This is a genomic window from Paraburkholderia sp. SSBN10T, from assembly GCF_056619545.1.
Window position 1 is genome coordinate 170,554 of sequence record NZ_JBWQQI010000010.1, and the last position, 13,900, is coordinate 184,453.

The 13,900-nt window shown below is 60.8% G+C and carries 14 protein-coding genes and 1 tRNA gene; 7 read left to right on the forward strand and 8 right to left on the reverse strand.

The genetic code is table 11. From position 1 onward, the window contains the following. Positions 1-105: 105 nt before the first annotated feature. Positions 106-1,845 (reverse strand): tetratricopeptide repeat protein, encoded by a 1,740-nt coding sequence (locus AC1ECK_RS17655; RefSeq protein WP_480321248.1) that lies wholly within the window; start codon positions 1,843-1,845, stop codon positions 106-108. A 258-nt stretch (positions 1,846-2,103) separates the two neighbouring features. Between AC1ECK_RS17655 and AC1ECK_RS17660 the strand changes: the two genes are divergently transcribed. Beyond that, on the forward strand, positions 2,104-2,439 hold the full coding sequence (locus AC1ECK_RS17660) for a hypothetical protein (RefSeq protein ID WP_480321249.1): 336 nt from the start codon (positions 2,104-2,106) through the stop codon (positions 2,437-2,439). A gap of 224 nt (positions 2,440-2,663) precedes the next feature. Here the strand turns inward: AC1ECK_RS17660 and AC1ECK_RS17665 are convergent, their stop codons facing one another. Beyond that, positions 2,664-2,915, reverse strand: a complete 252-nt coding sequence (locus tag AC1ECK_RS17665) for a hypothetical protein (RefSeq protein ID WP_480321250.1) — start codon at positions 2,913-2,915, stop codon at positions 2,664-2,666. 408 nt (positions 2,916-3,323) lie between these two features. Here AC1ECK_RS17665 and AC1ECK_RS17670 point away from each other — a divergent pair, with 408 nt between their 5' ends. Together AC1ECK_RS17670 and AC1ECK_RS17675 are read left to right on the forward strand one after the other, a co-directional pair. Continuing rightward, positions 3,324-3,653, forward strand: coding sequence for a DUF4148 domain-containing protein (locus tag AC1ECK_RS17670; protein WP_480321251.1), 330 nt, complete (start codon positions 3,324-3,326; stop codon positions 3,651-3,653). Positions 3,654-3,886: 233 nt separating this feature from the next. Beyond that, entirely contained in the window at positions 3,887-4,867 is a 981-nt protein-coding gene (locus AC1ECK_RS17675; protein WP_480321252.1) for an alpha/beta hydrolase, read from the forward strand. On the opposite strand, the gene AC1ECK_RS17680 is transcribed toward AC1ECK_RS17675, so the two are convergent. The 5 genes from AC1ECK_RS17680 to AC1ECK_RS17700 form a co-directional block, all read right to left on the reverse strand. Continuing rightward, complete coding sequence (locus AC1ECK_RS17680; RefSeq protein ID WP_480321253.1) at positions 4,864-5,085, reverse strand: hypothetical protein; 222 nt, start codon at positions 5,083-5,085, stop codon at positions 4,864-4,866. The genes AC1ECK_RS17675 and AC1ECK_RS17680 overlap by 4 nt on opposite strands. 201 nt (positions 5,086-5,286) lie before the next feature. Continuing rightward, a tRNA-Arg gene (locus AC1ECK_RS17685) sits at positions 5,287-5,361 on the reverse strand. 496 nt (positions 5,362-5,857) lie between these two features. Next, entirely contained in the window at positions 5,858-5,980 is a 123-nt protein-coding gene (locus AC1ECK_RS17690) for a hypothetical protein (protein ID WP_480321254.1), read from the reverse strand. A gap of 211 nt (positions 5,981-6,191) precedes the next feature. After that, positions 6,192-7,277: a porin gene (locus AC1ECK_RS17695; protein WP_480321255.1), complete on the reverse strand. Its 1,086-nt coding sequence runs from the start codon at positions 7,275-7,277 to the stop codon at positions 6,192-6,194. Between the two features lie 520 nt (positions 7,278-7,797). Continuing rightward, positions 7,798-9,459: an extracellular solute-binding protein gene (locus tag AC1ECK_RS17700; protein ID WP_480321256.1), complete on the reverse strand. Its 1,662-nt coding sequence runs from the start codon at positions 9,457-9,459 to the stop codon at positions 7,798-7,800. A gap of 271 nt (positions 9,460-9,730) precedes the next feature. On the opposite strand from AC1ECK_RS17700, the gene AC1ECK_RS17705 reads away from it, so the two are divergent. The 3 genes from AC1ECK_RS17705 (at position 9,731) to iolG (ending at position 12,764) form a co-directional block, all read left to right on the forward strand. Then, positions 9,731-10,750, forward strand: coding sequence for a sugar ABC transporter substrate-binding protein (locus AC1ECK_RS17705; protein WP_480321257.1), 1,020 nt, complete (start codon positions 9,731-9,733; stop codon positions 10,748-10,750). A gap of 78 nt (positions 10,751-10,828) precedes the next feature. Beyond that, complete coding sequence (locus AC1ECK_RS17710) at positions 10,829-11,602, forward strand: TIM barrel protein (protein ID WP_480321258.1); 774 nt, start codon at positions 10,829-10,831, stop codon at positions 11,600-11,602. A gap of 151 nt (positions 11,603-11,753) precedes the next feature. Then, entirely contained in the window at positions 11,754-12,764 is a 1,011-nt protein-coding gene (gene iolG / locus AC1ECK_RS17715) for an inositol 2-dehydrogenase (RefSeq protein ID WP_480321259.1), read from the forward strand. A gap of 207 nt (positions 12,765-12,971) precedes the next feature. Here the strand turns inward: iolG and AC1ECK_RS17720 are convergent, their stop codons facing one another. After that, a complete protein-coding gene (locus AC1ECK_RS17720; RefSeq protein WP_480321317.1) occupies positions 12,972-13,145 on the reverse strand; it encodes a rubredoxin in 174 nt (57 codons plus the stop codon). 317 nt (positions 13,146-13,462) lie between these two features. Here AC1ECK_RS17720 and AC1ECK_RS17725 point away from each other — a divergent pair, with 317 nt between their 5' ends. Then, entirely contained in the window at positions 13,463-13,864 is a 402-nt protein-coding gene (locus AC1ECK_RS17725) for a DUF4399 domain-containing protein (protein ID WP_480321260.1), read from the forward strand. Positions 13,865-13,900: the final 36 nt, after the last annotated feature.

Consider the following 13,900-nt stretch of genomic DNA (forward strand, 5'->3'; position numbering starts at 1 on the left):
CCGCCGCCCGGCGCCGGCGATGCTAGCGGTGTCGGGCTATGCGGGCGAGCGTGCCGGTCTGCTGATGTGCGGGTCCGATGCTCGGGTCTAATGCGCAGGATCGAATTAATGCGCAGGGTCTAATGCGGCGCGCTCGGCGCGTGTTGCGAGCGCCTCGCGGACCGAGGCGATGGTGCTGTCCCAATCGCCCAGCGCCGGCTGGCGAAACAGCCGCGCGCTCGAGTACCACGGGCTGTCCTGGCGCTCGAGCATCCAGCGCCAGCAGGTGTCGAAGCGATTGAGTATCCACACCGGTTTGCCGAGCGCGCCGGCCAGGTGCGCCACCGCCGTATCGACGGTGATCACCAGGTCGAGGTTCGCCACGAGCGCTGCGGTGTCCGCGAAGTCGGCGAGTTCTTCCGTGTAGTCGACGATCCGTTCGCCGAGTTCCGGCCACTGCGCCAGTTGTTGTGCCGCAGGCCCTTTCTGCAAGCTGTAGAAGCGCACTTGCGGCACCTCGAGGATCGGGCGCAGTGCGTCAAGGGTGATCGAGCGGCGGGCGTCGTTCTTTCTGAGCTCCGCCACGTGCGGCCGGTTTCCGCCGGCCCAGACCAAGCCGGCCTTCAGGCTGCGGTCGTTACCCGTATCGAGTGCGAGACGTTCGGCCCAGCGTTGCGACGCCTGCGCGTCGGCGAACAGATAGGGTACGGCGGCAGGAATGCTGGCTAGCTCTGTCTTGAACGCGAGAGGCAGACTGAGCATGGGCGTATGGCAATCGAACGGCGGCAGCGGCTGGCCTTGTTCGATCACTTCCGCGACGCCGTCCAGATTCGCCAGCAGCCGCATCAGTTCAGGCGGCACTTCGAGCAGCACCCGTGCGCCCAGCGCAGACACCATCGATGCGTAGCGGCAGAACTGCAGCGTATCGCCCAGCCCTTGCTCGGCATGCAGCAGGATGGTCTTGCCGTCGATGGGGAAGTCCCCCAGCCATAGCGGTTGCGCGAAGCCGCGTTGGCTTGCCTTGATCCGGTTGCGTTGCCAGCGCCATTCGTATTTCGGCCAGCCTTCTGCGAGCTTGCCCATCTGCAGCAGGCAGAGCGACTCGTTCCAGTGCGCCTCGGCGAAGCCGGGGGCCAACGTCAGCGCGCGTTGGTAACTTTGCAGCGCTTGCTCGTGCTGACCCAGGTCGACGAGCGTGAGGCCGAGATTGTTCCAGGCATCGGCGAGCGCTGGCGCGAATTCGATCGCGCGCTGGTAGCTCTGTTGTGCGTCCTGTGGCCGGTTCAGATCGCTCAGGGCATTCGCGCGATTGCTCCACGCCTCCGCATAGTTCGCCTGCAACGCGATCGCCTGGTCGCAACTGATGAGCGCGTCTGCGGGGCGGCCGAGATCGCGCAGCACACAGGCGCGATTGCTCCACGCTTGCGCAAATTCCGGGCGCAGCTTCAGCGCACGCTCGAAGCTCGCCAGCGCTTCGGCGGGCAAATCCAGACCGGCCAGCGCGTTGCCGCGATTATTCAGCGCATCGGCGAAATCAGCTTGCAGTGCGAGCGCCCGGTTTGCGCTGGCGAGCCCTTCCTTGAAGCGCCGCAACGCGTTATAGGCGAAGGCGAGATTGGAGTGAATCGGCGCCTGCATGCCGTTGATGGCGACCGCTTTCTTCAGCAGTTCGATCCCTTCGTCGAGGCGGCCCGACTGCAGCGCCAGGGCGCCGAGTAACTGGATTGCATCGAAGTGCCTGGGCCGCAGCGCGAGAATCTCGCGGTACAGGTCCTCGGCTTCGGCGTAGGCCGCGTTTTGCTGCAGGGCAACCGCCTGGCGAAGCAGGTTGTCGATCTGGCGCTGCGGGTTCGCTGTCTTGCTCATAGAGTGCGTAAGGCTGGGTGCGGGTCGGAATGAATGGCTTTGCCTGGCCCGGCCGGATGGTCTTCGATCGCGGTGTTTGGCTAGTCTGCCACGTCCCCGGCGGCGCACGGGCGGCACTGGGGGCGGGCAGGCGGATGGCGGCGATTATCGCCGAAAAGAAGGCGGTTGGCGTGGGCCGCAGCGATCCGGCGAGCTTCCCGCGCCGCTTCGGGGCGGCGGCGTATGATGTTCGCGGTTGCTGCAATCGGAGATAAGACGATGAAATTTTGCGCTTCACTTCTGCTGACTAGCGCGATGGCGGCAGCCGCGTTGCTCACGGGATGCGCCCAGGGCGGTCCGGTGGAGTTTTCGGCGACGGGCGCCGATGCCCCCGATCTGTCGCGTGCGGACGACCTGGATTTCGGACCGATGGACCATTCCATTGCCGTATGCAAGGCTGCTGCGCAAAGCGCAGGGCAGGGACGCTGCGTGAAGGTACGGGCGTATGAGGCCTGCATGAAGACGCGTGGCTATCTGACCGTGCTCGGGCCGGAGAATCCTGCCGGATGCGGACAGCCTACCTGGGAGCAGGATGTGCGTAAGCTGCTTCAGTGATGAGCGGGTTGGTTTGCTTCGGTTTATGAGCGGTGTGCTTCGGATCAGCGAATTTCTTTTGTGTGGTTGGTCATCCTGATTAATTGGATGCGTCGGTTTTAATGTGTCGTGAACCGGGATCCCGTCACGGGCATGAGCGTCGATTTCAATTGGTGTCTTGCCGGCGATGCAAACAACAGACTGGTCGCCGCTCGCCCGGTTCGAGTATCGCAGCCGCCCGGCTGCTACGAGGCAAGTTCAACCTGTGTGTGTCCGGAAGAGGGCAGTTTCGTGCAAAGGTCGAACTCGTCCAGTTCCAGCAGCAGGCTATCGACGGTACGAAGCTGCGCGTTCGTCAGGTGCGCGGTGTCAAGTATGTGGTAAAGGCGCTGGCGCCAGTAGGTGGACGGCAGATACGAGCCGCCGAGATCCCCGTGCAAGGCGGGCCTCATGACGCGAGCGATATGGGCGATGCCTTCGTCGATAAAGGTATTCATGTCTATCCCCGTAAATCTGCCGGCTGGTCTGGCCGTTTGCGTTACGTCTGATGAATGGCGCGCCGGTCGTTGCGCGCTTGACGGCGGTGCGCATGAATCAGGTAGGAATCCGTTCAATTCCACGCGCCCCATGAATTGAAGAATACGCGTGCGTCACGCTGCGCAATCGGACGAATACCGCTGGTTTATCGCTTCAATTCATGTGCTGCGAATCGGCCGTGCGATGGGCTCGCCAAAGAGTCCGTACCGTGCCAGTTCCGAGACTTGGCGATTATGTTGCATGCGACAACAATGAATTCGAAATTTCGGTCTTCACCATAGGTTGGGTGCCTTCTAGACTGTAGTTACCGGCTGCAGACAAGCTTGTTTGTGGCGCTACACAAGACAATCTTTGGAGGTTCCACCATCATGAAATCGCTTATCAAGGCTGTTGCCATTGCTGCCCTTCTCGCCGCTCCGGTGGTGTCGTTTGCTCAGACGAATCAACCCGTGACGCGCGCCCAGGTGCGCAACGAACTGATCCAGTTGGAGAAAGCCGGCTATAACCCGTCGGTCTCGAACGACGATAACTACCCGGCCGATATCCAGGCCGCCGAAGCACGGGTCGCCGCTGAAAAAGGCGCTGCACAATCTGACCAAACCGGTTATGGCACGAATGCAAGCGGTTCGACGCAAACCGGGCAACGGACTGAAACCGTTGTGAGCCCGTACTCGCCGCCGGTTTATAACGTGCGCTGATTGACGGCGTTACCGGCGTGTGAATGCTGGTAGCGTAGTGCGCCCTTGAGCGGCGCTGGTCGATAGGAAACAGGCCCGCATCTCGAACGAGATGCGGGCCTGTTTGCATGGGTCACATGCGTTTCATCGGCTTGAGGCAGCGCCGTGGCAGCGAGTTGGGTTTTGCAGTATTTTTCAGAGGCCTTGTTCGGAGCCGTCGGATTCCCGTGAGCGCAAAGCGGAAGGACCTGTTTATGAAAGAACGTAAGCCGTTTGATGCTGCAGTACGCCGTTTGCTCGATGAGCAAGCCGCCGCCGCGGGTGCGCCGCCTGCCGTCGCCAACAACGAGGAGCGTGTGCGCCTGGCGCGCGGCTTCATGATGCGTGCGCTGGAAAGCCGGGTGTCGATTGCGGGGCTGCCGAACCGGGTCGAGACCCGTGATGTCGAGATAGCAGCGGGTTTGACCGCGCGTCTTTATCTGCCGCCTGCGCAGGCGTCGCCGCGACCGGTGATGGTGTACCTGCATGGCGGCGGCTGGGTGGTGGGCGCGGTGGCGACCGTCGATCCGTTCTGCCGACTGTTGAGCGAGGCGGCGGGGGTGATTATCGTCTCGGTCGAGTATCGGCTCGCGCCGGAGCATCCATATCCTGCCGCGTTGGAGGACACGCTTGCGGCCGTCGAATGGGCTGCACGGCACGCGCATGAGTTTGGCGGCGATCGGTCGCGGCTTGCTTTGGGTGGCGATAGCGCGGGTGCGAACCTGGCCGCGGTGGCCGCGAACCGGATTTGCGGCGAGGCGCAGGCTCATGCGAATGCGCTGCGCGCGCTGCTGTTGCTGTATCCCGTTACGGATCATCCGAGCGTGGGTTACCCGTCCTATGCGGAGAACGCGGTCGGTTACGGACTTGAAGCGAATCTGATGCGCTGGTTCTGGGAGCAATATGCGCCGGGTACTTCACCGGACGATCCGAATGTGGCGCCGCTGCGCTTGCGCGAAGTGCCGGCGTTGCCGCCCACACTAGTGACGACCGCCGAATACGATGTGCTGCGCGATGAAGGCCTCGCTTATGCAGAGAAACTGCAGGCGGCGGGCGTGCCGCTCACGCACCTGCATGCGCCGGATATGGGCCATAACTTCCCGGTGACGCCGGCTCAGGTTGCGCGGTTTCCGCAGTGTGTCGAAACCTTGGGCGAGATTGCCGGGTGGTTGAGGGCGAGCCTGAGTGTCGGCTAGTTGGTGACAAAAATGACCACGGGTTTCGGCTCAGTTAACTCGAAGCTGCGAACCCGGCCGGCGCGCACATCGAGGATGAGCCGCTCGAGCAACTCGATCTGGCGTGACTCCATTTCGACGTTGCCGCTTGGCGCGGCCGCGATGGCGGCGAACCACGCGCGGCGACGCTCCAGCAAGTACATCACGGCGCTCCCGCGCCCCATGAAAAACCGCTCCATTTACTTTTGGCTGTCTGTTGCAACGGCGTCTGCGTGAATGCGGAGGCGCAACTTAACATGGGGATGGCTTGGGGAGGGGGCGGGTGAAGGGAGGGGAAGGTTGGGGATTGGCGCGGGGTGGATGCGGTGGTGTGGGAACGCCGCCGGTGCAACGCTATGCAAGGATTTCCGGCATAGGTTGGGGGATGCTTGGAGTCTGGTTGGTCCCCCCGACAGGAATCGAACCTGTATCTAGCGCTTAGGAGGCACTTGTTCTATCCATTGAACTACGGGGAGAGGATAGTTTTAACGGGGTGGATCGGAGCCTTGCTGCTGTTGGCCTCCGCCTTGTCCCGTGGGCGTTTCCGGCATTTTTTGCTTCGTCCTAAGTGAAGCGCCGTGATACCACCTTGTGAACCCTTATTTATACCCGTCTCTACTACAGTTTTGCTACCAATTGACCCTGTAGCAGCGGAACGTGGCCCGGCGCTGCTACGGTCCCTGAGACGGGAAACCTTGGCTTCAATTCTGCCAGTAGGCAGTCGCTGGCGTGCCTAGGTGCGCCAGCGAGGGCAGAGTATAGCAAAAACGTTCAAAACCAAAGGGACTGCCGAGGCTGGAGCGCGGGCGAAGGAAGTCGAGACCGACAAGGGCCAGAACGCCGTCAATGCTGCGACTGTGACGGTGGGCGATCTCGTCTCACGAAGTACCGCGAGGCGCGGGCCGCATCGGACCGGGCAGTCAAGCTCAAATCGAATGAAGACTACAAGCGGTTGCAGGACGCGTTCGAAAGTCACTTTGCATCGCGCTGACGACGCAACAGATCGTCAAGTTTGCGCAGGATCGCAAGAAAGCCAATGTGGGCGGATACACCGTCGATATGGATATCTCCAAACTCGGCACGGTGTTGCGCCATACCGCGTCGCTGCTGAGTCTGACGCTGTCGGATGCGGTCGGCGCCGCCCGGCCGACGCTTCACCATCTACGCTTGATCGACGCCGGCAACAAACGCGACCGCCGGCCGACAGCGGAAGAAATCGAAAACGTGTCGTACGGTACGCAAGGCTGGGGTGTGTCGGCGTCGATGTCCAACGCGTACGGTGACCCAAGGGGTCCCTATCGCCGCCTCAAAACTTGTGTACCAGACCGACCCCGATGCCGCGCGTGTCGGTGCCGGGAGTGACCGTAAGGCCCGAATAAGCGGTGCCGGAAAGTGTGTATTGAGCCTGATGCCTGTTCTGGATAAAGCCGGCCGCTGTATAGAGCTCGGTCGATTTGGACAGGAAATACTCGAAAAGCAGGCCCAATTGCTGCGCATTGTTGCCCGCTCCCGTGCGATCGTACAGATAACCGTACATCAGGGAAATTAAAGCAAATGGCGAGAGTTGATACGAGTCCGATATCTGGTAGACGTCGTGCTGCATGTATTTCGGCGTATTGGTCAGGTTCTCCGTGTGATAGGCCAGCCAGATGCGGTCGGCGCCGATCGCATACGAGGCCCCCGCGTTGAACACGTTAAATACCGCGCCAGGACCCGCGGCAGCACCACCCGCAATCGTATAGCTGCCTCCCGCTCCGACGCCAGGTTCGTCTCCCCGTTCGTAGCCGGCCGCCACATTCAACGGCCCGTTGATGTACTGGATGACAACGTTGTAGAACCCTATGCCGTTGCCCGACCCGGTCGTCGAATCGCGCAATGCCACCATGAATTTCGCATTCAGCCCATCGACCGTGGGCGTGTAGTAGGAAATGCCATTGTTCGCGCGGATGATCAGGCCGTTGAAATTATTCATGGGCGAGGCGATGCTTTTAACCCAGGACGGGTCCATTGCCGTCTGGAGGACGTCGTATTGCGGCGAGTTCTGCAAGCCGAAGCGGACTTCTCCGAAGCCGCCGGAGAGACCGACATACGCCAGACGATTAAAGGCTTCGGCCGGGTTGGTTGCTGCACCCGTCTGACCGGAGAAGGCTTGCTCCAACTGGAAATTGACGTGCAGGCCGCCGCCGATATCCTCGCTGCCCTTGAAGCCGTAGCGTGTCGCGAAGAGTCCACCGGGTACCGCGCGGATCGCCGAACTGTTGCCGCCCGAACTCTGATAGACGAAGCCATTGTCGAGCACGCCATAGAGTGTGACCGACGACTGCGCGAACGCAGCGGAGGCGAACGCGCAAGACACGACTGCGCCGGATGCAAGTGTGATAAACCTTTTCATGCGAGAACTCCATTTTTATCCGCATCGGAATGTCGATGCTTTTATGAATTTATTTCATTCGCAGAGCTAATATAAATGCCATGCAATGAGCGATCGATCGTGCCGATACGATCGGATACACCACGGTCTTGCAGATGGAGGGTCGGTCTCGGGGCGGCCCGTCGGACTGTTGCCTGTCGGGTCGGAGGCCGTTAACGGCGGGGCAGGCTAACGGCCTGCGGTAGTTTCGCTGCTCAAGTTTATCTCCTTTGGCTGATTGTATTTTTTGCGTGGTCGATGCCGATTCCGGCGAAAAGCGTATCGAACATCATGTGGCAAGGTTAATCGGCCGGAAGGTGATGGGTCCATGTATAAAACTTAGATTGGGTGGCATTTTTCTACTTGCAACCGGGCCGGGTAAACCAGTATCGAACGGGCGAGCCGTGCGCAGACCGCGCAGCCTGGCGGACGGTCCATGCTTGGCAGACGAACTTGCGAAGGACCGGAGCGCCTCACGATGTACGATTGGATCGCGCCCGCTTCATTGCGCTCCTCGCTTGCGCCCCCGATGCGCCCGTGCCAAGGCACTCTGAAGTTTGCCAATCCGCTTGCGGATGTCCTGATCTCCATCGAACAACAAGGATTCGAGATGGTCACTCAGGAGTTGGGTCAGGTCGTGATAGCCGGAGACCACCGGGAACGGAAACGCTCTGACCTGGCGTTTCTTGGCCAGTTGATCGATGACTTCAATGACGCGATTGCGCTGCAGTACGTAGTAGTCTTCGGCGACGGAATGGCGGGCACTGCCAGCGGCGCCGTGAAGCACGAAATACTTCATGAGTTCGGGCGATGTCAAGGTTTCGATCGCCCGCCACGCCCGGCGGGAAGCCGCTTCGCCATTCCTCGAGGGTATCGCCAGCAAGGCGCCGCCAAGCGGCGATAACGGTACCGCGTCGCGCACGAATGTCGGGTGCAATTGAAGCCCAACGCGACCGCCCTTCTGCCACAGCGCATGACTGTCGAGCATGCCGTAGCGATTCGACCAGTGATAGCACATCGCAGCCTTTCCCGAGCCGAAGATCTGCGCGTTACGCGACCAGTGCACGCTGCGAAGCTGGGCAGGCGACCAGGGAACCAGCGCGCGAAGGTACTCGATGACCTGCCTGCCTGTTTCGGTATCGACCTGCAGGACGCCATTGTCGAAATCGACGCCTCCCTGCGCGCCGAGAATCTGCAGGAACGATTCTGCAAGCGGCAAACCTGGCGCGGCACTCCATGTGATACCTGCGCGGTCCTGACTCGGGCGTTGCAGTCGGGCTGCACAGCGAAGCACATCGTCGAAGCTCCGAGGGGGTTCGAGCCCTTCAGCCTCGAACAGGTCTTGCCGGTACCAGAGAAAGTCGACGGTGGGCTGCAGCGGAATGGCGTATAGCTGTCCTTCGGACCAACCCGCCTGCCACACCGCATCATAAAAGTCCGATCCCGAGAAGCTGCTCTCGGCTTGCAAGGTTTGCAGTTCAAGCAAGCGACCGTTTTCGCACCGTTCTGCGAGCCACGGGAACGGAATTGCCGCAAGTAGCGGTCCCGTGGCTTCGACCGATGAAGGGTCCGTGAGCGCCTTGTCGAGCGCGGTACAGTAGGTGTCCTGAGGAAAGGTCATGATACGCATACGATGCCCGAGGAATCGCTCGATGTCGGATCGGTTGCGTTTGAGGATGTCAAACACCGGGTCTTCGTAAGCGACAAGCGTTAACTCGACAGAATCATTGAAGCCGTCAGTGGCAGGGCGCGGCCACGGAATACCTGAGTCCCGGGTAAATCTCCCGGCATCGAAGCGGTCAACTGAGCCATCGCGACTGGCGCTGACAATCATCTTCACCGTCTGTTCGGTGATTCTGTCCAGGCGATCGAGCAGCAACGCAGTCGGGATGACTGCAGCCCGATTGCCGGAACCCAATACGCCGCGAAATTCGAGCCAGCCTCTAGCCTTCAGCGCAAACACGATGCGACGCGCACTGGTACGCGGCAACCCGGACAGATCGGCAAGTGAGGTGATAGTCATTGGCCGGTCGCGCAGATGATTCTGCAAGAGGGCCGCGATGACCGGCCAGATCGCCGGCGCCTCGTCGCCGAGTTCGGTGCGCAGTATGTCCGCCACCTTGTCGATTGCCGCGATGGCCGCGAGCCGGTCGTACGCCAGCATGATGGGTCTCCTCCAGGCAGGTAATTTTCACTATAAGTTAATGATAACAATGAGAATAACCAAAATGGACATTTCTTTCGCAGCCGCCCGGAGAGCATTGTCATAGGATGCAGGCACGGACCCGTTTGCAGACGGGCCGACTACATAATCAGATGGCAACCATCTTGAATGGGACTGCAGCAAGCGCCAAAGCGCCAGCTCTGGTCGACCGCAAAGCATGGGACCGGAGTAAGCGCTGAAGCGCTAACTCCGGTCGACATAGGAGACAAGCATGAAAGGAGTGGCACGCTTCATCGCCGTCGTGGCGACGGTGGCATTCAGCGTAAGCGCGGTCGCACAGGGAGTCAGGTTTGTCGTCGTATCCCACGCGCCCGATGCAGATCCGTTCTGGAACGTCGTGAAGAACGGCATCGTCGATGCCCAAACAGACTTCGCCGTCTCGGTCGACTATCGCAACCCGCCGAATGGCGACCTCGCCGACATGGTTCATCTGCTGGAACAGGCCGCTGCCCGCAACTATGACGGCGTGGCCACCACGATCGCCGACATGGATGTCGTGCGTGCCCCTGTCAAGACCATCGTGGCAAAAGGTATCCCCGTCATCACCTACAATTCTGGAACCGCGCAGCAGAGCAGGGAACTGGGCGCGCTGCTGCATGTCGGCCAGCCGGAGTATGTGGCAGGCAAGGAGGCCGGCGAGCGCGCCAAGGCCGCTGGGGTCAAAAGCTTCCTGTGCGTGAATAACAATGTGACCAACCCCTCCTCGTTTGACCGCTGCCGCGGTTTCGCCGAAGCAATCGGTGCCGACTTCAGGAAGTCCACGCTCGATTCCGGCAATGACCCCATCCAGGTAGAAAACAAGGTCTTTGCAGCACTGCACGCGCACCCAGAAACGCAGGCCGTATTGGCTCTGGGCCCGACGTCGGCCGTCCCTGCGCTGCGGGCAGTCGCCAAGCTCGGCCTGACGGGCAAGATCTTCTTCGCCACCTTCGACCTCACACCGGAAATCGACAAAGGCATCGAGGCAGGCACGGTAGCGTTTGCCATCGATCAGCAGCCCTACTTGCAAGGCTATATCCCGGTTGCACTGCTGACGCTGATGAAACAGGACAAAACGCTTGATATTCACAAGGCCATCGCCGCACTGCAAGGCAATCCTAAGTTTCAGCAGCGTATCAAGACTTATGGCCTCACGCCGCGCTTCGGCCCGAACGGAGCAGACACTGGACCGGGCTTTGTGACGGGAGGCAACGTTGCGCTCGTCGAAAAGTACGCCGGACAGTACCGCTGAAGCCGGCCTCGTCATCGCGCAGGAATTCACGCTGGCTTGCGCTGCACTATCCCGGACATTACCCATCAGAGGTTCATCATGTTTCAACTGGCTGTATGCGCTGAAATGGTTTTTCGCCAGCTCCCCTTCACCGAGCGCGTGAGAAAAATCGCTGAGCTCGGATTCCACGTGGAGATATGGAACTGGACACAACACGATATCGCGGCGCTACAGGAGACAGGCGCATCGTTCTCTTCGATGACTGGATATATCGAAGGCGATCTGATCACGGAAAGCGGAGCTCAGGCGCTGATCCAGACCGCCGAGCAATCCATCGAGGTGGCGAAGCGGCTACGCTGCCCTCGTTTAAACCTGCATGGGACGGGTCTTGACGGCAACGGCATGCCCGTCAAGCCAACACCCTTCGTGACGGGGGCGATGTGGCTTGCCGCGCAGCGTACGCTAAAGCAAGTGGCGGAACTTGGGCGTCGCGCGGGGGTTATTTTCTGCCTCGAGAACCTCAATGCGGCAGTCGATCATCCAGGCGTCCCTTTTGCAAAAGCGGCCGACATGCTCGAACTGGTGAAGGCAGTCGACAGCCCGAATCTGCGCCTCAATCTCGACCTGTATCACGCACAGATTGGCGAGGGCAACCTGATCGAACTGGTCCGCAGCGCGCTGCCTTTTGTTGGAGAAATCCAGGTTGCCGATGTTCCGGGGCGCTGCGAGCCGGGCACGGGAGAGATCAATTACCCGGCAGTTGCAAGGGCGCTGGCAGAAGCCGGATATCGTGGCGTGGTCGCCATGGAGGCGTGGGCAAGCGGCGACGACGAAGTTGCATTGCGCCGCTTCCGGGAGGCCTTCACGGTCTAGGCTGTAAAGGGCGTTGGCCGTCAAGGCGATGAGGCTTGAGCCTGAAACAGATTCAAGCGCTTTTTTCTACATATATCGCAGTCCATAACAATTGCGGGCAATCAAAGATGATTTGATTGTTTGTGAAACTTCGCATGAAAGGCTCTCTAACATGTTAAAAATTGCCCTTTTGGGTGCAGGCCGGATCGGTCAAGTCCACGCCAGGTCGATCTCTGCCAATCCCGACTGCACGCTGGTGGCCGTGGCCGATGTCGCCGCAGATTCAGCACAGAAGCTTGCCGCCCGTTATCAAGCTGCGGTTCGTTCCGTTGACGACATCCTCGCCGACTCTGCGATCGACGCGGTACTGATCGCAACCTCAACGGACACGCATTCCGACCTTATCGAACGCGCAGCGGCGGCAGGAAAGGCGATACTGTGCGAGAAACCTGTGGACCTGGCGCTCGAGCGCGCGCTGGCATGTCAGGCCAAGGTGGCGAGGACAGGCAACCCGGTCATGATTGGCTTCAATCGTCGCTTCGACCCAAATTTTGCCGCGCTGAAGGCGGCCGTCGACAGCGGGGAGATTGGCAAGGCCGAGCTGCTGGCCATCACTTCCTTCGATCCGGCTCCTCCGCCTGTTTCCTACATCAAGGTATCGGGCGGCTTGTTCCGCGACATGATGATTCACGACTTCGACATCGCCTGCTGGATGATGGGCGGGCCGCCATCAAAGGTCACTGCGACAGCCTCGTCCCTTGTCGACCCTGAGATCGGCGCGGCGGGAGACGTGGACACGGCTGTGGTGACCCTCTCGTGGGCCGACGGTCGCATCGCCGTGGTGAAGAATTCCCGCCGGGCGGGGTATGGGTACGATCAGCGTATCGAGCTTCTCGGCTCCGAAGGTCTTCTTGCGGCGAAGAATGAACTTGAGAACACGATCGAAAAGATCACCCGCGAAGGCACAAGATCCGCGAAACCCGTCTATTTCTTCCTCGAGCGATACATGCGCGCGTACGAGGCAGAATGGGCCGCGTTCATCCACGCCATCAAGACAGGCACGCCCGTGCCGGTGACGCTTGCAGACGGGATAGCGGCTCTTGCCTGCGCCGAGGCGGCAACACGCTCCGCGCAGACCGGCGAGACTGTAGCGCTCACGGCTGACATGCTTGGGGGCCTGTGATGCAAGAGGTGGGTCGGCACGCTGCCTTGTCGGCCCTGGTTTTCTGCTGCGCTCTTACTACAGATTGGCTCTGCAGGCTGCGGCGGGACACCGTTTCCATCCCGGAAACAAAACGGCCCAGCGGGCGTCAACCCAGCCAGGCCGTTCAGATCGGCAGGCGCCGCAGCGGCTCTCGGGCCGCGCACAGCCAGCAGTGATGCAGTTGCTTCAGAACTCCACAACCGCGAATTCCGCCTTGCTCACATCGCAAAGCGGGCAGCGCCAGTCTTCCGGAATCTCGGCGAAGCGCGTGCCCGCCGCAATGCCTTCTTCCGGCAGACCTTCTTCTTCGTTGTAGATCCAGCCGCAAATCAGGCAGACCCAGCTTTTGTACTCAACCATCACTTCGCTCACGACACACTCTTTCTTCAGTTCAATGCAAGATCCGCGCACTCTGCCCCTTTTTGGGGCGCGCGGCGACCCGCAATATTACCGGAATTTGTCAACTCGCTGATCTGGACCTTTGTCGCAGTGCATGCATCGGTTAAACGGTGTCACATCCACGGTATATGCTTTGAAGAGCGGGCTGCGGACTCATCGATTACGCGTCGTGCCGCAGGCGGCGCTCCGGCTCCGGCAGCGCTCGAATCCCGCGTGCTGCGTGGCTCTCGGCGTTGCGAGGCATGCCGCGCCTGACCGCTTTCCTCAAGGAGAACACGATGTTTACCAAGCAGTGGTTGGCAGGTGTGATGTGCGCCGGATTGCTCGCCGTCTCGGCTGTCGCTCAGGCGGAAGGGGTGTTTTTCGTCGAGCCGAAGGACGGCGCCACGGTGAGCAATCCGGTGCACGTGGTATTCGGCATCGAGGGCATGACGATTGCGCCGGCCGGCACGATGACCGAGGGCACGGGCCACCATCACCTGCTGATCGACGGCGCGCCGATGCCCAAGGGCCAGGTGATCCCCGTGACGGACAAGTCGCTCCATTTCGGCAAGGGTCAGACGGAGACCACTTTGACCCTGCCGCCCGGCGATCACACGCTGACGCTGCAATTCGGCGATGGCGCGCATCGTTCGTACGGCCCGGAGATGAGCCAGACCATTACGGTTCACGTCCAGTAACGACGCCTGGCGCGCCCGGCGGGGCGCCGTGCCGCC